Genomic DNA, 19094 nt, shown 5'->3' with positions numbered 1-19094 from the left:
GGCCGTGAGCGAGCGGGGGCCGATCTGGCGACAGCCGGGCATGGCGCCGTTGACGGTGATGACGTGCGCGGGCTTCTCCGGGTACGCCGTGCTGCTCACGGTCGCGCCGCTGTGGGCGGTCGAGGGCGGAGCGAGCACCGCCGGCTCCGGGCTCGTGAACGGCGTGCTCCTGCTGTTCACCGTGCTGACCCAGCTGCTCGTCCCGCGCGCGCTGCGGACCTTCGGGTGGGGACCGGTGCTCGCCGTGGGCCTGGTGCTGCTGGGGGTCCCGGGCGTCCTGATGGCACTGGACGACGGACTCGTCGTGGTCCTGGCGCTCTCGGCGGTCCGGGGGGTCGGGTTCGGCGTCCTCACCGTCACCGGCAGCGCGGCCGTCGCCGCCCTGGTGGGCCCGAAGCGCCGCGGGGAGGCGATCGGGGCCTACGGCCTCGCCGTCGCCTTCCCGAACCTCGTGCTGCTGCCCGCCGGACCGTGGATCGCCGAGAGCGTCGGCTTCTGGGTGGCGTTCATCGTGAGCGCCCTCCCCCTCGTCGGCATCCCGGCTGCGCTCCGGCTCGCGTCCTCGCTCCGGCTGAGCGCGCCGGACCTGCACCCCGCCACCGCGCCGGCGCCCGATCCGCACGACCCGGAGTCGACCGCGTACCGCCGACTGCTGCCGCCGATGCTGCTGTTGCTGGCGGTCACGTTGGCGGGCGGCGCGCTGATCACGTTCACGCCCCAGATGGTCGACGGCTCGGCGGTCGCGGCGGGCGGCCTGCTCCTGATGGGGCTGTCGGCCGCGCTCAGTCGGTGGCGGATCGGGGTGCTCGCGGACCGCTACGGCGCGCAGCGCTTCCTCGTGCCCCTGGTCCTCCTCACGGGGGCGGGGATGGCGCTGGTGTCGTGGTCGGTCGCGCGCTCCGACGACGTCCGCGTCGGCTCCTTCCTGGTCGCCATGCTCCTGGTCGGCCTGTGCTACGGAGGGCTGCAGAACCTCACGCTCATGATCTCCTTCGCGGCCGTCTCCCGTCGCCACCACAACCTCGCGAGCGCGGTGTGGAACGTCGGCTTCGACGCAGGTACGGCGCTGGGCTCGGTGGCCGTCGGCGTCATCGCCGGCCTCACGTCCTTCACCACCGCCTTCCTGGTGACGGCCGCTATCGCCCTGGCGACGCTCCCGCTCGCGTGGCGCCGGCCGGGCGCCGTCGACGTGGACGCGCCGGCACCCTCCCGCGAGTAGTCGACCTCTTCCCGATCAGGTCCCACCGGCGTAACGTCAGTAGACCCCCGGGAGCCCGCTCTCGGTCGTGCTCCCCCGACCTCACCTGGAGCGCGCGATGAGTGTTCGACGACTTCTTCTCGTGCTGGCCCTCCTGCTGGGCAGCCTCGGCCTGGCGGCCACGCCCGCGATGTCGGCCAAGCCGGGATCCACCGCCGGCAGCGGCGCGGACTGCAACCTCCCCGAGTCCGACGCCGAGGAGCTGGTGATCCTCAACTACTACTACCCCAACAAGTACGTGTGGGACGACACCCACCTCACGGTCTCCGTGCAGGCCGCGCCCAACGTCTCCGACGCCCATCTCGCCGCCGTGCGCGACGCCATCGAGTCGTGGGACGAGGTGCTCCGGGCGTGCTTCGACGGGGAGATCACGTTGACCGACGTGACGGGCTCCAAGCGCAGCTCCGCCGACATCGTCCTGCACTACGTGCCGCACGCGGGCGGCGTCGTCTTCGCCGGGTACGCGATCTGCGGTGCCACGGGCTGCGGCAACATCATCGTCTCCTCGGAGTTCGCCACCGAGGAGGGCTACACGCCGGAGTACCTCTACTACGTGACGCTCCACGAGCTCGGCCACGCCCTCGGCCTCGGCCACGCCACCAACCTGCGTGAGAGCACGGACCTCATGGGCTACGGCTGGATCGGCGACGCCCCCGACCCGTTGTTCTCGCAGTGCGACCTGGACGCCCTGGCCTACCTGTTCGGACCGGTGCTCACCGGAGCGGAACCCGCGGCCCCCGGACCCAGCGAGCTGGACCCCACCTTCGACTGCTCGGCCTGACTCCCGGGAACCATCGCCCCCGCCTCGGTGGTCGGGTGCGAGCGCAGCCGTTCGGTGGTCGAGGTGCGAGCGAAGCCGTTCGGTGGTTGAGGTGCGAGCGCAGCCGTTCGGTGGTTGAGGTGCGAGCGAAGCGAGCCTCGAAACCACTCCCCACGCGCACAAGGTCGCAGGCGGTGTCCTGAGTGCCGGTGAGGGACGAGCCGGTGCATCGACGGGAACGAGCGGGCGTATCGAGACCCTGCTCTCGGTGGTTGAGGTGCGAGCGCAGCGAGCCTCGAAACCACCCCTGAGATCGCTGGCCGTGAACCGTCCACAGGCGGCTCGCAGGCATGGCCGTTGTCGGACCCGACGACTAAAATCGTGCACATGATCGACGGACTGGCAGCACCGGCACGAGGGGTCGCAGACGACCTCTCGCCCGCCGATCTGCTTGCCTCGATCAAGGCCTCCCGCGACCTCGAGCACGCCGAGGCCGCCCGCCAGCTCACCCTCGCCGCGCAGTGGGCCGACCTGCACCCGCCGGAGTCCATCCACGACGCGGCCTCGTTCACCGTCCCGGGGTGTGAGCAGGAGGAGCCCATCGCCGGCGAAGGCGCTCCGCTGGTGGCGGAGTTCTGCGTGGCCGAGCTCGGCGGAGTCCTGGGCATCTCCACGACCGCTGCGAAGAAGCTGATCGGTCAGGCGTTAGAGCTGCGCCACCGCCTCCCCCGCCTGTGGGAGCAGGTCCACGCCGGCAAGGTCCCTGCGTGGCGGGCGAGGGTGGTCGCCGACACCACCATCCACACCTCCCCGGCACTCACTCGTGAGGCGGCGGGGTTCGTCGACTCCCAGGTCGCCGCCGTCGCCGGACGCATCGGCCAGGCACAGCTCGACCGGCTCGTCGCCGAGGCCATCAAGCGCTACGACCTCGCGGTCGCCGACCCTGCCGCTGACCCGGAGGACGGCTACCTCGCCGTCGACCCGCGCCACGTCACCGTGAACACCGACGACCTGCACTACGCCGGGACGATGCGCATCGAGGCGGAGGTGGACATCGCCGACGCCCTCGACTTCGACCGCGCCGTCGCCCACCACGCAGCGGTCCAGAAGGCCCTCGGATCCGAGCTGCCACTCGACGCACGACGCGCCAAGGCGCTCGGTGACCTCGCCCGGACGCAGACCGCGCTGGACCTGGCGTTCCAGGACGGCGGCGTGGGGGCTGGTGGTTTCGAGGCTCGCGGAGTTCATCCTGAGGAGCCGAGGGACGAGGCGTCTCGAAGGGCTCGCACCTCAACCACCGAGAGCACCGACGGCACCGACGGCACCGACGGCACCGACGGCAGCGAGAGCACCGACGGCACCGACGGCACCGACGGCGAGAGCACCGAGTCCGATGATCTGCCGGCTGCGCGTGAGGTCGTCATCCACGCCCACCTCGACGCCAGCCTCTCCGGCGACGCCACGGTGTTCGGCTCGACCGGACGCATGGAGAACGGCCAGCGGCTCGTGCTGCTCGACCAGATCAAGTCGTGGTGTGCGGACTCCCGCACGAAGGTCACGATCAAGCCAGTCATCGACCTCAACGCCAACCTGACGGCGCAGGGCTATGAGATCCCCGACCGGCTCCGCGAGCAGGTCCAGCTGCGCGACCGCGCCTGCGTGTTCCCCCGGTGCACCCGTCCCGCCCGGGGCTGCGACGTCGACCACGTCATCGCTTACGACCACGACGCCGAAGCCGAGGGCAGACCCCAACCCGGCCCCACGCAGACCGACAACCTCGCCTGCCTGTGCCGCTTCCACCACCGCCTGAAGACCCACTCGGCATGGACCTACCGGATGGTCGAGAACGGGGTGTTCGAGTGGACCTCACCCCACGGACACCGCTACCGACGCGACCACACCGGGACCACGGCGATGGAGCCGGGTCTCGTGACGGGCGCCAGAGCGCCCTCCTCGACGAGCGAGCACCACCCACCTGGCATCCCGCGACCCCGTCGACGATGACCCCGCCCCACACCCCGCCAGACCAATGACCGGCGGGGCCGGTGGCGCGTCCTGCTCGGCACGCTGCTCTGCACGGGTGCCGCGGCGCCCCAGCCCAGTACGGTGACGTCGTGCCTCGCAGGTTGACTTCGACGTCTCGACGAGGGCCCGCCGGCAAGTGGCTGGCCGTGACGGCCCTCTCCGCGGTCGTGGGCGCCTGCGGTGGGGACGATGCAGATGGCACGTCGGTGCAAGACTTCATGGAGTCGGCAGGTCAGGTGCGGGCCATCACTGTGTCCGACATCTACGACCGCGACGTCTCCGACGTGGTGATCGTGTGCGCGTACACAGGGGCGACCGCGATCACCGACGAGCTCGGCTTCGACTGGCCGGGCGCCACCTCGTTGGCCAAGCAGGTGGACACCTCTGACAGCCATCAGGCTGTCATCGCCGTGCACCACGGCGAAGTCGTGGAGTCGGAGGTCATGCTTATCGACGTCCTGTACGTGTGCGACATGGACCTCGCTTATCCCGCAACCATCGACGCAGGCACCACCTTGAAGGTCTCGTGGTCTTCAACCGCCTGGTCGGACGGCACGACCAAGACAGTCCCGGTGGCGAGCGTCGACTAGGGCCCGCGGCTCCGGCGCTCAAGCTCGGAACAGTGGTCCTCTGCCGCTCGCTGCGCTCGCACCTCAACCACCGGAGACCAGCCCCCGCACCCCCGGCAGCACCTCGTCGGCGAAGGACGTCAGGAACTGCTCCTGGTCGTGGCCCGGGCCGTGGAAGACCAGGTGGTCGAAGCCCGCCTCGACGTAGGGCCGGACCGCGTCGACGACCTCGTCGGGCGTGGTCGCGACGATCCAGCGGGAGGCGACCTGCTCGATGGGCAGTGCGTCGGCGGCGGCGGCCATCTCCATCGGGTCGTCGAGCTGGTGCTTCTGCTCGGCGCTCAGTGACAGCGGCGCCCAGAAGCGGCAGTTCTCGAGCGCCTCCTCGCGGGTCGGGGCGTACGACAGCTTGATCTCGATCATCCGGGTGAAGTCGCGCCGGGAGTCGGACGCGGCGAGGCCCTCCTCGACCGCGGGCAGCAGCTTGTCGGTGTAGAGGTCCATCCCCTTGCCGCTCGTGCAGATGAAGCCGTCGCCGACGCGCCCGGCGTACTTCGCCATCTGCGGACCGCCCGCGGCGACCCAGATCGGGACGCCGCCCTCGGGCCGGTCGTAGATCGTGGCGTCGACCGTGCGGTAGTAGTCGCCGTCGAAGGTCACCCGCTCCCCCGCCCACAGCTCCCGCATCAGGCGTACGGACTCGCGCAGCCGCGCCCACCGCTCCTTGAACTCCGGCCACTCGGCCAGCCCGACGGAGATCTCGTTGAGCGCCTCGCCCGTACCGACGCCGAGCACCACGCGGCCGGGGTTGAGCAGCGCGAGCGTCGCGAACTGCTGCGCCAGCACGGCCGGGTTGTAGCGGAAGGTCGGCGTGAGCACGCTGGTGCCGAGCACCACCCGCTCCGTGCGCTCGCCGATCGCGGCCATCGCGGCGAGGGCGTTGGGCGCGTGACCGCCCTCGTGCCGCCAGGGCTGCAGGTGGTCGCTGATCCACACGCTGTCGAGGCCGACCTTCTCGGCGCGCACGCCGAGCTCGACGAGCTCGCGCGGGCCGAACTGCTCCGCGGAGGCCTTGTAGCCGACGGCGAGGGGGGAGGTCTGGTTCACGGGCGGGTCCGTTCGTTCGGGGTGCGGGTTCTCGGGGGCGGTGACATCGTGGCCCGATGGACGACGACCTCCCCGCGCTGGGGTTCGGGCTGCCAGTCTCCGGGAGCTGGGCAACACCGGCCGCGATGATCCACGTGGCCCGCCTCGCCGAGGAGCTCGGCTACGCCTCGCTGTGGACCTTCCAGCGGGTGCTCCAGCCGCTCGCCGCCACCCCCACGGACGCAGCGGGCAGGCCGGTGGAGAACCCCGGCACGAGGCCGGTGGAGGACCCGACGTACGCCGCCGTCCACGACGCCGTCCTGCCGCTCGCGCACGTCGCCTCGCACACCACCCGCATCGGGCTCGGCACGGCGACGCTGTGCGCGCCGTTCACGCCGCCCGCGCTCCTCGCCAAGGCGATGGCCACGCTCGACCACCTCGCCTCGGGACGGTTGACGGTCGGGCTCGGCATGGGGTGGCTGCCCGAGGAGTACGAGGCCGCGGGGGTGCCGTACGCCGGGCGCGGGGCGCGGTTCGAGGAGTACCTGCGCTGCCTGGTGGCGCTGTGGACCGAGGACCCGGTCGAGCTCCACGGCGAGCACTACTCCGTCCCGCGGTCGCACCTCGGCATCCGGCCCATCCAGCGCCCACACCCGCCGGTCCTCGTCGGTGGCGCCGCGCCGGCCGGGCTGCGGCGTGCCGGCAGGCTGGCCCAGGGCTGGATCGGCAGCACCCGGCAGGACCTCGACACGCTCGCCGACTCCGTCGACCTGGTGCGCGAGGGCGCCCGCGAGGCCGGGCGCGACCCGGGAGCCGTACGCATCCTGCTGCGCGCGGTGGTCGACCTGGTGGACGCGGACCCGGGTCCGGGACGCCGCCAGTTCCACGGCACGCGAGACCAGGTGCTCGAGGACCTCGCAGCCGTACGCCGCCGCGGCGCGGGCGAGGTCTTCGTCGACCTCAACTTCTCGCCGCGGGTGGGCTCGCCCGACGTCGACCCCGAGGGCGCGGTGGCCGAGGCGGAGCACGTCCTGCACGCCCTCGCCCCGGCCCGCCGGGGCTCCTAGGACGCCTCCACCTTGGGCATGATGTCGTTCTTGAGCCGCTTGAGGTCGTCGAGGGTCTTCGACACCGGCACGTCGGCGAAGGGCGGCCACAGCAGCGGCATCGTCATGCCGGCCTCCTGGTAGGTCTTGAGCATGTCGACGATCTGCCGCTCGCTGCCGACGAGGATGTTGGAGACCTTGCCGTTGTCGGTCTGGTCGACGTCCTCGTCGGTGATGGTGAACCAGATCATCGAGCACATGTCGAGGTCGTCGATCGACTTGCCGAGCTCCTCGAGCTCGCGGGCGATGGCGGTGCGCCACTCGGTGAACTCGCGCGGGGTGTCCTGGATGCCGATCCAGCCGTGCAGGCCGTACTTGGCGACGCGGTTGGCCGAGCGCTTGGGGTCGCGCAGGCCGCTGAAGTAGATCGGCGGGTGCGGCTTCTGCACCGGCTTGTGGCCGAAGCCGCACGGCTCGAAGTCGGCGTGCTCGCCGTGGTACTCGAAGATCTCGTTGGTCCAGATGCCCTGGGCGATCTCGATGGTCTCGCGGACGTGGGAGTGCCGCCGCGGGAAGCGGTCGGCGACGCTCGCGGCGGCGAACTCCTCGGGCATCCAGCCCGAGCCGATGCCGACGTTGAGGCGGCCGTTGGACAGGTGGTCGATGGTGGCGCACTCGGCGGCGAAGAGGGCCGGGCTCCGGAAGGGCGTGTTGGTGATGCTCATGCCGAACCGCAGCTTCTCGGTGCGCGCCGCCAGCCACGGCAGGATCGGCCAGCCCTGGAACCACTTGCCGCGCGACTCCACCGGCAGCTGGGTCGGGAACTCCTTCATCATGCCGAAGGGGTACTGGAGCTCCCCGCGGTCGGAGGCCTCGGGGACCACGAGGCGGTCGAGGGTCCACACGGAGTCGAAGTCGAGCTCCTCGGCCAGGTCGGTCAGGTCGGCGAGCTCCTGCACCGTGACGTGGTTGCGGAACGTCGGCAGGTAGAGGGCGAGCTTCATCTCACAACATCTCCTCGGGAGGGATCTGGCCCGGCGGCCCTATGTGACGTATCCCACAGTCGAGCCTGCCCACCCGCAAGGGCGGGTCGCTCATGGTTTCCTCAACGCTGCTGCAGCCGCTCCCTCAGCTCGCGCTTGAGGACCTTGCCGTAGTTGTTCGTCGGCAGCGCGTCGACGAAGCGGTAGTCCTTGGGCCGCTTGAACCGGGCGATGCTGTCCAGGCAGATCCGGTCCAGCTCCTCGACCGGGGGCTCGGTGCCGTCGGTGACCACGAAGGCCACCACGGACTCGCCCCACTCGGGGTCGGGCCGGCCCACGACTGCCGCCGCCTCGACGTGCGGGTGGCGCAGCAGCACCTCCTCGACCTCGCGGGGATAGATGTTCATCCCGCCGCTGATGATGAGGTCCTTGGACCGGTCGTGCAGCGTGAGGAACCCGTCCTCGTCGAGGCTGCCGACGTCGCCGGTGTGCAGCCACCCGTCGCGCAGCGCCTCGGCGGTCTCCTCGGGCTGGTTCCAGTAGCCCGCCATCACGACGGCGCCGCGGACGAGCACCTCGCCGGGCTCCCCGGGCGGGAGGGGGTGGCCGTCGTCGTCGGCCACCCGCACCTCGACGTCGGTGCGCGGGAACCCGACGGACTGCATCCGCTCGCGCCACCGCGGGTGGTCGGTGTCGGCGTGGTCCTGCAGCGACAGGCCGGTGATCGTCATCGGCGTCTCGCCCTGACCGTAGATCTGCGCCAGCCGTGGTCCGAAGGTCGCGAGCGCGGCCTCGAGGTCGGCGAGGTACATCGGCGCACCGCCGTAGATGATCGTCTTGAGCCCGCTGAGGTCGGCGCCGACGAGCGCGTCGTCGCCCGCCAGCCGGCGGACCATGATCGGCGCGGCGAAGAACGACATGCCCGGCCAGCGTCGGGTCAGCCCGAGGAGCTCCGCGCCGGTCAGCGGACCGTGCGACGGGAACACGCTGACCGCACCGCGCGCGACGTGCGGCAGGCCGTACAGGCCCGAGCCGTGCGAGAGCGGCGCCGCGTGCAGGACGCTGTCGTCGGCGGAGACCGGGCCGATGTCGGCGAAGTAGCTCAGCGACGCCATCAGCAGGTTGCCGTGGGTGAGCGTCGCGCCCTTGGGCCGGCCGGTGGTGCCGCTGGTGTAGAAGAGCCAGGCCGGGTCGTCGCTGCCGCGGTCGGTCATGGCCGCCGGCTCGGCCGCGGTGAGGCGGTCCCACGCGGGCCCGGGCACGAGCACGACCTCCTCGACGGTGTCGATCCGGTCGCGCAGGGTCGAGACGTCGTCGGCGTGCGCCTCGTCGGTGACGACCGCCCGGGCGCCGGAGTGCTCCAGGATCCAGGCGACCTCGTCGCGGTGCAGCCGCGCGTTGACCGGCACGGCGACGAGCCCGGCGTGCCACGCGGCGAACTGCGCCTCGAGGTACTCCGGGCGGTTGTCCATCACGAGGGCCACCCGGTCCCCCGGCTCCAGCCCGAGGTCCTCGCGGAGGCCGCGGGCGGCGCCGGCGACCCGCGCGGCGAGCTCGGCCCAGGTGGCGTGCACGTCCTGCCCGACGGCGAGGGCCGGCCGGTCGCGCAGCCGGCGACCCTGCCGCTCCACCCAGCTGGCGAGGTTCATCTCGTCGACCCCATGGCGACAACCTCTCCGGCAACCGGGTGCGGGTCAAGCACGTCCGGCCAGCGTTGAGGAAGGCGTGATGGTCCGGCGCCCGCGGAGGGTGGAGGCTGGCCCCATGCGGCTCGACGAGGAAGTGTCCCGGTCCCGGCTCGGCGCGCACGTGCACGGCGTGTTCTGCACGCTGCACCCCGAGCGCGGGCCCGACCCCCAGCCGGTGGTCTACACCGTCACCGACGACGGCTACGTCGGGGTCCCGATCGACAAGGTCAAGCCCAAGAAGTCCTCACGGCTCCAGCGCGAGGACAACCTGGCCGCCGACCCCCGGGGCTCCCTGCTGGTCGAGCACTGGGACGCCGACGACTGGTCACGGCTGTGGTGGGTGCGCGCCGACTGCGAGCACGTCCCCGACCCTCCGTCGGCCGTCGTCGACGAGCTGGCCGACCGGCTCGCCGGCACGGTCCCCCAGTACGCCGACAAGCCGTTCCACCGCGTGCTCGTGTGCCGGATCGTCAGGATCACCGGCTGGGCCGCCAGCGAGGGCTGACAGCGCGGCCCACGTCGCCGCGCCGGTGCCGAGGACCGCGGCGTCGTGCAGGTCGTCGAGCGTGTCGACGTCCTGACGCGCTCGTACGGGCGCGTCCGCGAGCGCGCGCAGGCCGAGCGCGGCGTGACGGGCCGCCGAGCCGGGGCCGTACTGCGGGACGGCGACGACGCCGTACGGCCCGCGCGGGTGGTGCGCGAGCGTGGTGCCGGTCCCGGACCGGTCGGGGACGAACGCGCCGCTCGCCCCGCCCGCGGACCGGAGCACCTCGTCGACGTCGACGGGTCGCAGGCACGGCAGGTCGGCCGGCACCACCAGCACGCCCGCCCGCGGCTGCCACGCGACCGCCGCACGGATGCCCGCGTGCACCGCCGGGACCAGGCCGGGGCCCTGCTCGGGCACGACGCGTACGCCTCGGCGGCGCAGCCGGGCACCGGCGTCGGGGTCGGCGGTCACGACCACCACCGCCGCCACGGCCGCGCACCCCACCAGCGCCTCGACCGTGTCGAGGGCGAACGCGAGCGCGAGGGCGCGCCGCTGCGCAGGCGGGAGCGCCAGACGCGACTTGGCGGCGTCGAGGCGCTTGACCGGCACCACGGCCGTCACGTCGCTCACGAGGGTCCGCCGGGTGGGCGCGGCAGCCGGAGGTGCATCGAGGTGCCCCCGGGCCCGGACCTGCCGACGGACAGGTCGCCGTCCATCGCGCGGACCAGGCCGTGCGCGAGCGCCAGGCCGAGCCCGATGCTCTCCGTGCTCGGCTCGGCCGCGTCGTCGTCGGGGGCGGCCCGGGCGTACGGGGTGAAGATGCGCGGCAGCAGGTCCGGCGGGATGCCCGGGCCGTCGTCGTCGATGGTGACCAGCACCGACGAGCCGTCGGGCGTGGGGCTGCAGGAGACCGCCACCCGCCCGCCGGGCCGGCCGTGGCGCACCGAGTTGGCCACGAGGTTGATCAGCACCTGCCGCAGCCGCCGCCGGTCCCCCAGCACCCGGTGGTCGCCTCGGAGGTCGTCGCAGTGGTCGTGCACCAGGCGGCACTCGCGGCGGCCCGCCTGCGCCGAGAGCAGGCCGAACGCCTCGTCGACCACCTCGCCGAGGTCGACGGGCTCGAGCGCGACCGGCAGCACGTTGGCCTCGAGGCGGCTGAGGTCGAGGACGTCGGACAGCAGGTCCATCACGTGCCCGGCCGCCGCGCCGATGTGCTGCAGCGCCTCGCGGCGCCGGGGCTCGTCGAGGTCCATCGTGCCGAGCAGCTCGGCGAAGCCGACGATGGCCTGGATCGGCGTGCGCGCCTCGTGCCCCACGGCGGCCAGCAGCTCCAGCCGCGCGTGGGAGAGCTCCTCGGCCGTGCGTCGCGCCGTCTCCGCCTCGAGCCGCGCGCGTCGCTCCTGGACGAGTCGGGCGTGGTCGATCGCGACCGACGCGAGGTGGGTGAAGCGGTCCACGAGGAGCTGCTCGCGCGGGTTCGGGCGGTGCGGGCGTGCGTGGTAGACCGCGAAGGTGCCGACCGGGCGGCCGTCGCGGCCCTCGATCGGGGTGGACCAGCAGCTGCGCAGCCCGGCGGCGGCGGCGATCTCGCGGTAGCCGACCCAGCGCGGGTCGGACCGCACGTCGGTGGCCACCACAGCGACGTCGAGCGCGGCGGCCGTGCCGCACGAGCCCGCCGCCGGTCCGATCGCCATGCCGTCGATCGCGCCGACGTACGTCTCCGGCAGGCTCGGCGCCGCACCGTGGTGCAGCGTGCCGCGCTCGCGGTCGAGCAGGAGCACGGAGCACCGGGCGCCGGGCATCAGGTGCTCGAGCGAGGCCAGGATGCCGGTGAGCACCTCGGTCAGCGGCGCGGCGCGGGCGATCATCTCCAGCACCTCGGTCTGCCGCTCCAGCAGCTCGCGCGCGTCCTCGACCCACAGGTCGGGAGCGGGCTCCGTGCGATCGGGGGAGGTCATTCGTCCACCAGCTGGTAGCCGACGCCCCGCACCGTGCGCAGCAGCCGCGGGCTGGACGGGTCCGCCTCGAGCTTGAGCCGCAGCCGGTGGACGTGCTCGGTGACGGTGGCCTCGCCCAGCCACTCCGAGGAGGAGTTCCACACCTGGTCGACGAGCTGGGGGCGGGTGAAGACGTGGCGCGGGTGGGTGGCGAGGAACAGCAGCAGGTCGTACTCCTTGGGGGTCAGCTCCTTCTCGTCCTCGCCGAGCAGCACCCGCCGGCTCGCGGGCTCGATGCGCAGCGGCCCGACCACGACGGCCTCCACCGACGGGTCCGGCGCGCTGCGGCGCAGCACCGACCGCACCCGCGCGGCGAGCTCGCCGGGCGAGAACGGCTTGACGAGGTAGTCGTCGGCGCCGAGGTCGAGCCCGGCGATGCGGTCGCTCTCGCCGCTGCGCCCCGACAGCACGATGATGGGGGTGTCGGAGCGGCCGGCCTGCCCGCTGCGTACGGACCGCAGCACGTCGAGCCCGCCCAGGCGCGGGAGGGAGAGGTCGAGCACGACGAGGGTCGGGTGCTCGTCGCGGATGCACTTGAGCGCGGAGGCGCCGTCGTCCGCCTCGAGGACGCGGAAGCCGGCGTCGTCGAGCTGCCAGCGCACGACCGTGCGGATCGCCGCGTCGTCGTCCACGACGAGGACGACCGGCGCGCGCGGGTCTGCCGCCTGGCTCATGCCTGATTGATACCCCACGGCACCGCCGACCGTCATCCGCTCGACACCGACCGCCCCGGGCCGTTGTGGCTCCGTTGAGCGCGTGGCGGTCGACGCCCGGGCCTCGATCCCCACAATGGACCCATGCCGCTCCCCAGCACGGACCCCAGCCCGGACCTGACCGCGCTCCCGACCCCCGCGCTCCTGGAGCTGGCCGCGGCCCGCCGCGACTCCCTCTTCGGCACCCGGGTGACCTACTCCCCCAAGGTCTTCATCCCGCTCACCCACCTGTGCCGCGACCGCTGCGGCTACTGCACGTTCGCCGAGTCACCGCGCACGACCGTCCCCTACCTGACGCCGGAGGAGGTCCTCGCCGTCGCCGAGGCCGGGGCGGCCAGCGGGTGCCACGAGGCGCTCTTCACCCTCGGCGAGGCGCCGGAGCTGCGCTACCCGGAGGCGGCCGCGTGGCTGGCCGCGCGCGGCCACCGCACCACCGTGGACTACCTGGTCGAGGCGACGGCGCTCGTGCTCGAGGAGACGGGCCTGCTGCCGCACGCCAACGCCGGGGCGATCGGCCGCGACGACCTCGCGCGGCTGCGCCGGACGTCCCCGTCGCAGGGGATGATGGTCGAGAGCCTGCGCGACGACCTGGCGGCGCACCGCGGCGCTCCCGACAAGGCCCCGGCCCGCCGCCTCGCCACGCTCGACCACGCCGGGCGGCTCTCCATCCCGTTCACCACCGGGATCCTGGTGGGGATCGGCGAGACGGAGGCCGACCGGGTCGAGGCGCTCGAGGCGATCGCCCGCAGCCACCGCGAGCACGGCCACGTGCAGGAGGTGATCGTCCAGAACTTCCTGCCCAAGCCCGGCACCGCGATGCGCGGCGCCCCGCCCTGCCCGCACGAGGACCACGTGCGCGCGATCGCGCTGGCGCGTCTGGTCCTGCCCGACGACGTGCACGTCCAGGCGCCGCCCAACCTCTCCGCGCCCGAGGAGCTCGCCGGGCTGCTGGCCGCCGGCATCGACGACTGGGGCGGGGTCTCCCCCGTGACCGCCGACCACGTCAACCCCGAGCGCCCGTGGCCGTCGCTGGAGTCGCTGCGCGAGGCGACCGAGGCCGCCGGGCACCAGCTCGCGCCGCGCCTGACGGTCCACCCGGCGTACGCCGCGGAGCCGGACCGCTGGCTCGACCCGGGCCTGCACTTCCCGGTCCTCGACCGGGCCGACGCCGACCTGCTCGCCCGCGACGACCCGGGGGCGCTGTGGCCGGAGCGGCACCGCGACGCCGCCAACGTCGGCACCGGCGCGGAGGTCGTGCAGATCGGCCGCCGGTCGACCGCGTGGTTCTCCGGTGCGGGCGTCGACCCGACGCCGCTGCGGACGACCGGTCGCACGGTCGGCGGCCGGGTGCGCGAGGTGCTCGACGGCGTACGCGCCGGGCAGGACACCGGTCCCGCCGAGCTGGAGGCGCTGTTCGCCGCCCGCGGCCAGGAGGTGGCGGCCGTGGCGGAGGTCGCCGACGAGATCCGTCGCAGGGTCGTCGGCGACGAGGTGACCTTCGTGGTCAACCGCAACATCAACTACACCAACGTCTGCACCTTCCGGTGCACCTTCTGCGGGTTCTCCAAGGGCCCGCTGTCGCTCAACCTGCGCGGCGCCCCGTACCTCCTCGGCCTCGACGAGATCGCCGAGCGCAGCGCCGAGGCGTACGCGCTGGGCGCCACCGAGGTCTGCCTGCAGGGCGGCATCCACCCGAGCTTCGACGGCGACTTCTACGTCCAGGTCGCGCGAGCGGTGCACGAGCGGGTGCCGGAGATCCACATCCACGGCTTCACCGCGCTGGAGGTCCTGGAGGGGTCGCGACGGCTCGAGGAGCCGCTCGAGAGCTACCTCGTACGGCTCAAGGACGCCGGGCTGCGGTCCCTGCCGGGCACCGCGGCGGAGATCCTCGACGACGAGGTGCGCGCCGTGCTGTGCCCCGACAAGATCACCACCGACGAGTGGCTCGAGGTGCACCGCACCGCGCACCGGGTGGGGCTGCGCAGCAACGTCACCATGATGTTCGGCTCGGTCGAGCGGCCGCACCACTGGGTGCGGCACCTGCTCCGCACCCGCGACCTGCAGCGCGAGACCGGGGGCTTCACCGAGTTCGTCGGGCTGCCCTTCGTGCACATGGCGGCGCCGATCTACCTCAAGCGGGGTGCCCGCCGCGGACCGACGTGGCGCGAGACGGTGCTCGTGCACGCCGTGGCCCGCATCGCCTACGCCGGCGACATCGACCACGTGCAGGCGTCGTGGGTCAAGCTCGGCCGCGTCGGCGCCCAGCAGCTGCTGGGCGCGGGGGTGGACGACCTGGGCGGCACCCTCATGGACGAGAACATCAGCCGAGCCGCCGGCGCCAGCCACGGCCAGGGGCTCACGCCGGCCGACCTCGCCGCCATCGCGGCGGAGGCCGGCCGTCCGCTGCGCCAGCGCACCACCCTGTACGGGGAGGTCAGGCAGCCGGCGGGTGCTCGGTGAGGTCGGCGCGCAGGTCGGCGAGGATGCGGGCGAGCACGCGGGACACCTGGGCCTGCGTGAGCCCGACCTCCTCGGCGATCTCCTGCTGCGTCAGCCCGTCGTAGAACCGCAGCCGCACGATCCGCTGGTCGCGGTCGGACAGCCCGCGTACGAGCGGGTCCAGCATGACCTTGGCCTCCACGTGCGAGAGTGCACGGTCCTCGCCCCCGAGGAGGTCACCCAGGGTGGACGAGCCGTCGGCGACGGTCGCGTCCAGGGAGGTGGGGGTGAAGCACCCGTCGGCGGCCAGCGCCTCGACGACGTCGGACAGCTGCTCGTCGAGGTGGGCGGCGATCTCGCTCGGCCGGGGTGAACGGCCGAGCTCCGCCTCGAGCCGGTCCTGGGCACCGGCGATCCGGGCCTGGAGGTCCTGCACCCGGCGGGGCGGCCGGACCGTCCAGCCGGCGTCGCGGAAGTGGCGGCGCAGCTCGCCGCGCACCGTCGGCACGGCGAACGACAGGAAGTCGTGCCCGGCCGAGGGGTCGAACCGCTGCGCGGCCTTGGTCAGGCCGAGCAGGGCGACCTGCTCGAGGTCGTCGAGGTCGATGCCGCGGTTGCGGTAGCGCGACGCCATGCTGCGGGCGACGGCGGCGTTGGTCTCGATGAGCTGGCAGGTCAGGTCGTGGGCGTCCGCGGCACGCAGGCTGTCGCGGAGGTCGTTGACGATGGCGTCCGTACGACGGGCGCGGGCCCGGCCCTCGAGGGGCGGGACGGCGGCGAGGGTGCGGGGGCGCACGGAAGGAACGTCCTGGACGGTGATGTCGGGGGTGGTGGCAGAGGCGATCGACATGGAAACCACGGCTCGCTTCCTGAGAATTGATGTGTGCTTGCCGTGGTCTCCAGCAAGACGATCAACACCCACCGTCGCATGGTCTGGACCAGCACGACAGCCGCAAAGCGAACACCTCCGTCAGGAGGTGTGGCGGGCCAAGGTCTGTCCAGGGTTCTCGCCGAAGACCTGGCGGTAGTCGGACGCGAACCGTCCGGGGTTGAAGAAGCCGAGGCGCGCCGCGGCGTCGCCCACGGTGGCCACCGAGCCGGCGTTGAGGAGCTGGTGGACCAGGTCGAGGCGCACCTGCCGCAGGTAGGCGTTCGGCGTGCAGTCGAGGTGGCGCCGGAAGGCGTACTGGAGCGTCCGGGGCGTGACGCGGCACTCGCGGGCGATGTCGGCGAGCGACACGTCGTCCTGGGCACGCTCCTCGATGATCAGCTGGGCCTGCCACACGGTGGCCTGGGTGGCGTCGCGGAGGTCGCGGGAGAGCGTCGAGTCGTCGCTGACGACGTTGTTCTCGAAGGTGTGCAGGAGGCTGTGGGCCAGCAGCCGGGACGCCTGCCCCACCGCGATCGGGTGGTCGCCGACCGACGAGGCACTGAGCCGGTCCACGACCGTGCGCCACTGGGCGGCCGCTGCCGGGGACCGGGGCACGAACCGGTCGAACCGGAGGTCCGCGCTGGTCCGCTCGGGATCGATCTCGGCGATGGCCGCAGCCAGGACGTCGTCGGAGATGCCGGTGTTGCGCACCTCGTAGCCGTTGCCGCGTCCCATGAAGGGCTCGTGCCACCCTGCGGCGAGGACCGTGTCACCCTCGCGGCCGCGGTCGGTGACCCGGCCGTGGGTGTACTCGATCTCGCCGCCGAGGACGTCCACGACCACGAGGACCGGCATCGCATCCGCGTCGAAGCGCACCGGGGCGTCGATGCGCAGACGGTCGAACGAGACGCCGTCGAGCTCGCGTCGCCGGTGGTGGACCGTCCCCATCCGGCCGCTCAGTCCGAGCGAGGTGCCGTAGGCGGTCTCGAGCCAGTGGCGCGCGTCGTCGCCGTCGCCCTCGAAGTCGAAGGCGTCGACGGGGTCTCGGCGGGAACGCAGCTCGGGCACGTGCACCTCCAGAGGGAGAGTGCGGACGACCCGGTGGCTTGAGTCCCATCGAGCCTAACCCAGATCGGCGCTCCTCGCGCATCGGGAGGATGTGACTTCACCCTGTAGGCTGGTCCCCAGAAGCTGTTGAACTCCGCCCTGTGTCCGCGGACCTACGTCATGTGAAGGTGACGATGTCTGGGATGCCCCTACCTCCGGGCGAGCCTGCTCCGCAGGCGGACGCCCTGCGCGACGAGGTCGCACAGCTGCACGAGGCGGTGCGCTCGCAGCGTGACATCGGTGTCGCGATCGGCCTCGTGTCCGCCCGTTTCGGCTGCAGCACCGACCAGGCCTGGCGCACGATGCTGCGCGTCTCGCAGGACAGCAACACCAAGGTCCGGACGGTGGCGCGCGTCCTCGTGGCGACCCACGACGGCACCGCGGACGCCGAGGACCGCGAGGTGCTGCAGAGCATCGTCCACCACCTCCCCGCGTCGGGGTGGCCGGAAGGACGTCCGCCCCGGGGATAATCACGTCCCATGAACATCGACGACGCCGCCCTGGCCGAGAGCCTGCGCCGGCTGTCCCAGCCCCGTGACGACGACGGGACCCTCACCTCCGCGCTCCACGTCGTCGTCGCGGCCTGCGTCGACCTCTTCGCCGTCGACGGCGCCGGGATCCTCATCGCCGACGAGCAGGACATGCTCACCTACGCCGCGGCCACCGACGGTCCCGGTCGGCTGCTCGAGCAGACCGAGGCGGAGGCCGGGGAGGGCCCGTGCACCGAGGCGTTCGTGAAGGCGCGCGTGGTCACCAGCCGTGACGTCACGGCGGAGGCGGAGCGGTGGCCGACCCTGGCCCGGGTGATGGCCTCCCAGCCGGTGCGTGCCGTGCTGGGCACGCCGGTGGTGCTCGGCGGCGTGCCGATAGGCACGCTCGACGTCTACAAGGAGCGGCCCCACGACTGGGACGACAGCGAGGTCGCGGCGATCGGCAGGTACGCCGAGGTCGTCTCGACCACGCTCGGCGCCGCCCTGCAGGCGCACACCGCCGGCGAGCTGGCCCGGCAGCTGCAGTACGCCCTCGACTACCGCGTGGTGATCGAGCGCGCCGTCGGCTACCTGATGGCCAAGGAGTCTCTGGACGCGGTCGCCGCGTTCCACGCGCTGCGCACCGCCGCCCGCAGCCGGCGTACGAAGATCGGGCTGGTGTCCGAGCACGTCCTCGAGACGGGTGCGTTGCCGACCTGAGCGTCAGTCGTCGACCGGTTCACCGACCCGCTCGTGCGGGATCGCGCGCGTCTCGACGATCTGGGCGGCGACGTCGCGCAGCTTGACGTTGGTCGTCGACGACAGCCGCCGCAGCAGCTCGAAGCTCTGGTGCTGGTCGATGCCGTAGCGCTCCATCGCGATGCCCTGCGCCATGCCGATGACGTGCCGCGAGCTCACGGCCGTCTGCAGGGTGCTCGCCCGCCGCGCCGACGACAGCGCGGTCGTCGCGTGCACGGCGTAGACCAGGGCGATGTCGACGACGTCGCGGTCGGCGAAGGCCCCGGTGCGGGAGCTGTAGAGGTTGAGCGCTCCCAGCGGTCCCTCGCGGTCGGTGACCGCGACGGCGAGCAGCGAGCCCACGCCGAGCTCCGCGGCACGCGGCCCCCAGGTGGGGTAGCGCGAGTCGGTGCCGACGTCGCCGCTGCGCAGCCAGCCGCCGGTGTCGGCGATCTCGACGCAGGGGCCCTCCCCGAGGGCGTACTGCAGGGCGTCGGCCTCCTCGGCGAGCGGGTCGCTGCTGGCGAGGGTCTTGTGCCCGCCCCGAGGGGTGCGGATGGTGAGGCTGACCTGGTCGGCCTCCGGGACGAGCTCGCGCATCCGGGTGACGATCGCGCGCGAGGTGATGGCCTCGTCAGGCTCCTGCTGCAGCTCGGCAGCGAGTGCCGCGAACACGGCCAAGGAGTCGTGGGACGACAATGCGGATCCTTGTGGACAATCTGCTGAGACCCGTGTTCTGGAGTCGGGAGGAATTTATCCTCCCGGCCCGCCGGTGCCCAATGCGACACCGCAGAACGGACAGATCGTGGTGCGGCTCGCGCATGCCGCAGCGCGCCGGGGGTACATCTGCGTGTGAC

The 19094-nt window shown here is 72.8% G+C and carries 17 protein-coding genes; 8 read left to right on the top strand and 9 right to left on the bottom strand.

Annotation, left to right across the window (positions count from 1 at the left end):
• Positions 1-4: 4 nt before the first annotated feature.
• The 4 genes from IEZ24_RS07405 to IEZ24_RS07390 all read left to right on the top strand — a co-directional run bounded on the left by IEZ24_RS07405 (position 5) and on the right by IEZ24_RS07390 (position 4633).
• Positions 5-1219 carry an MFS transporter gene (locus IEZ24_RS07405; protein ID WP_207206787.1) on the top strand — a complete coding sequence of 405 codons (1215 nt, stop codon included), beginning with the start codon at positions 5-7 and terminating at the stop codon, positions 1217-1219.
• A gap of 97 nt (positions 1220-1316) precedes the next feature.
• Positions 1317-2039 carry a matrixin family metalloprotease gene (locus IEZ24_RS07400; RefSeq protein WP_129454941.1) on the top strand — a complete coding sequence of 241 codons (723 nt, stop codon included), beginning with the start codon at positions 1317-1319 and terminating at the stop codon, positions 2037-2039.
• 366 nt (positions 2040-2405) lie between these two features.
• Complete coding sequence (locus IEZ24_RS07395) at positions 2406-4022, top strand: HNH endonuclease signature motif containing protein (RefSeq protein WP_129454942.1); 1617 nt, start codon at positions 2406-2408, stop codon at positions 4020-4022.
• 167 nt (positions 4023-4189) lie between these two features.
• Positions 4190-4633: a hypothetical protein gene (locus tag IEZ24_RS07390; protein WP_129454943.1), complete on the top strand. Its 444-nt coding sequence runs from the start codon at positions 4190-4192 to the stop codon at positions 4631-4633.
• A gap of 63 nt (positions 4634-4696) precedes the next feature.
• Here IEZ24_RS07390 and fgd read toward each other — a convergent pair whose 3' ends face one another.
• On the bottom strand, positions 4697-5719 hold the full coding sequence (fgd, locus tag IEZ24_RS07385) for a glucose-6-phosphate dehydrogenase (coenzyme-F420) (RefSeq protein WP_129454944.1): 1023 nt from the start codon (positions 5717-5719) through the stop codon (positions 4697-4699).
• 56 nt (positions 5720-5775) lie between these two features.
• Between fgd and IEZ24_RS07380 the strand changes: the two genes are divergently transcribed.
• Positions 5776-6765: a TIGR03619 family F420-dependent LLM class oxidoreductase gene (locus IEZ24_RS07380; RefSeq protein WP_129454945.1), complete on the top strand. Its 990-nt coding sequence runs from the start codon at positions 5776-5778 to the stop codon at positions 6763-6765.
• On the opposite strand, the gene IEZ24_RS07375 is transcribed toward IEZ24_RS07380, so the two are convergent.
• The 5 genes from IEZ24_RS07375 to IEZ24_RS07350 form a co-directional block, all read right to left on the bottom strand.
• Positions 6762-7748, bottom strand: a complete 987-nt coding sequence (locus IEZ24_RS07375; RefSeq protein ID WP_129454946.1) for an LLM class flavin-dependent oxidoreductase — start codon at positions 7746-7748, stop codon at positions 6762-6764. The genes IEZ24_RS07380 and IEZ24_RS07375 overlap by 4 nt on opposite strands.
• 101 nt (positions 7749-7849) lie before the next feature.
• On the bottom strand, positions 7850-9376 hold the full coding sequence (locus IEZ24_RS07370; protein WP_129454947.1) for an AMP-binding protein: 1527 nt from the start codon (positions 9374-9376) through the stop codon (positions 7850-7852).
• Between the two features lie 364 nt (positions 9377-9740).
• On the bottom strand, positions 9741-10532 hold the full coding sequence (gene cofC / locus IEZ24_RS07360; protein ID WP_207206788.1) for a 2-phospho-L-lactate guanylyltransferase: 792 nt from the start codon (positions 10530-10532) through the stop codon (positions 9741-9743).
• Entirely contained in the window at positions 10529-11860 is a 1332-nt protein-coding gene (locus IEZ24_RS07355; protein ID WP_129454948.1) for a GAF domain-containing sensor histidine kinase, read from the bottom strand. Before IEZ24_RS07355 ends, cofC begins: the two co-directional genes overlap by 4 nt.
• Positions 11857-12573 carry a response regulator gene (locus tag IEZ24_RS07350; RefSeq protein WP_129454949.1) on the bottom strand — a complete coding sequence of 239 codons (717 nt, stop codon included), beginning with the start codon at positions 12571-12573 and terminating at the stop codon, positions 11857-11859. The genes IEZ24_RS07355 and IEZ24_RS07350 overlap by 4 nt, the downstream gene beginning before the upstream one ends.
• Before the next feature lie 123 nt (positions 12574-12696).
• Between IEZ24_RS07350 and IEZ24_RS07345 the strand changes: the two genes are divergently transcribed.
• Positions 12697-15072 (top strand): bifunctional FO biosynthesis protein CofGH, encoded by a 2376-nt coding sequence (locus tag IEZ24_RS07345; RefSeq protein ID WP_129454950.1) that lies wholly within the window; start codon positions 12697-12699, stop codon positions 15070-15072.
• Here the strand turns inward: IEZ24_RS07345 and IEZ24_RS07340 are convergent.
• Both IEZ24_RS07340 and IEZ24_RS07335 read right to left on the bottom strand, forming a co-directional pair.
• Entirely contained in the window at positions 15047-15901 is an 855-nt protein-coding gene (locus IEZ24_RS07340; protein ID WP_129454951.1) for a sigma-70 family RNA polymerase sigma factor, read from the bottom strand. The two genes, IEZ24_RS07345 and IEZ24_RS07340, sit on opposite strands and share 26 nt — an antisense overlap.
• Before the next feature lie 120 nt (positions 15902-16021).
• The gene (locus IEZ24_RS07335) at positions 16022-16990 is read right to left on the bottom strand and encodes a helix-turn-helix domain-containing protein (protein WP_129454952.1); all 969 of its coding nucleotides are present in this window, start codon (positions 16988-16990) and stop codon (positions 16022-16024) included.
• 182 nt (positions 16991-17172) lie between these two features.
• Here IEZ24_RS07335 and IEZ24_RS07330 point away from each other — a divergent pair, with 182 nt between their 5' ends.
• Both IEZ24_RS07330 and IEZ24_RS07325 read left to right on the top strand, forming a co-directional pair.
• Positions 17173-17499: an ANTAR domain-containing protein gene (locus tag IEZ24_RS07330; protein ID WP_165356067.1), complete on the top strand. Its 327-nt coding sequence runs from the start codon at positions 17173-17175 to the stop codon at positions 17497-17499.
• Between the two features lie 9 nt (positions 17500-17508).
• Positions 17509-18219: a GAF and ANTAR domain-containing protein gene (locus tag IEZ24_RS07325; RefSeq protein WP_129454954.1), complete on the top strand. Its 711-nt coding sequence runs from the start codon at positions 17509-17511 to the stop codon at positions 18217-18219.
• Between the two features lie 3 nt (positions 18220-18222).
• On the opposite strand, the gene IEZ24_RS07320 is transcribed toward IEZ24_RS07325, so the two are convergent.
• Positions 18223-18936, bottom strand: a complete 714-nt coding sequence (locus IEZ24_RS07320; RefSeq protein WP_129454955.1) for a GAF and ANTAR domain-containing protein — start codon at positions 18934-18936, stop codon at positions 18223-18225.
• Positions 18937-19094: the final 158 nt, after the last annotated feature.

Source organism: Nocardioides ganghwensis, assembly GCF_014779655.1.
In the GTDB taxonomy this organism is placed as follows: domain Bacteria; phylum Actinomycetota; class Actinomycetes; order Propionibacteriales; family Nocardioidaceae; genus Nocardioides; species Nocardioides ganghwensis.
Note: the sequence above shows the minus strand (reverse complement) of the source record. Positions and strands in the feature narration are given on the sequence as shown.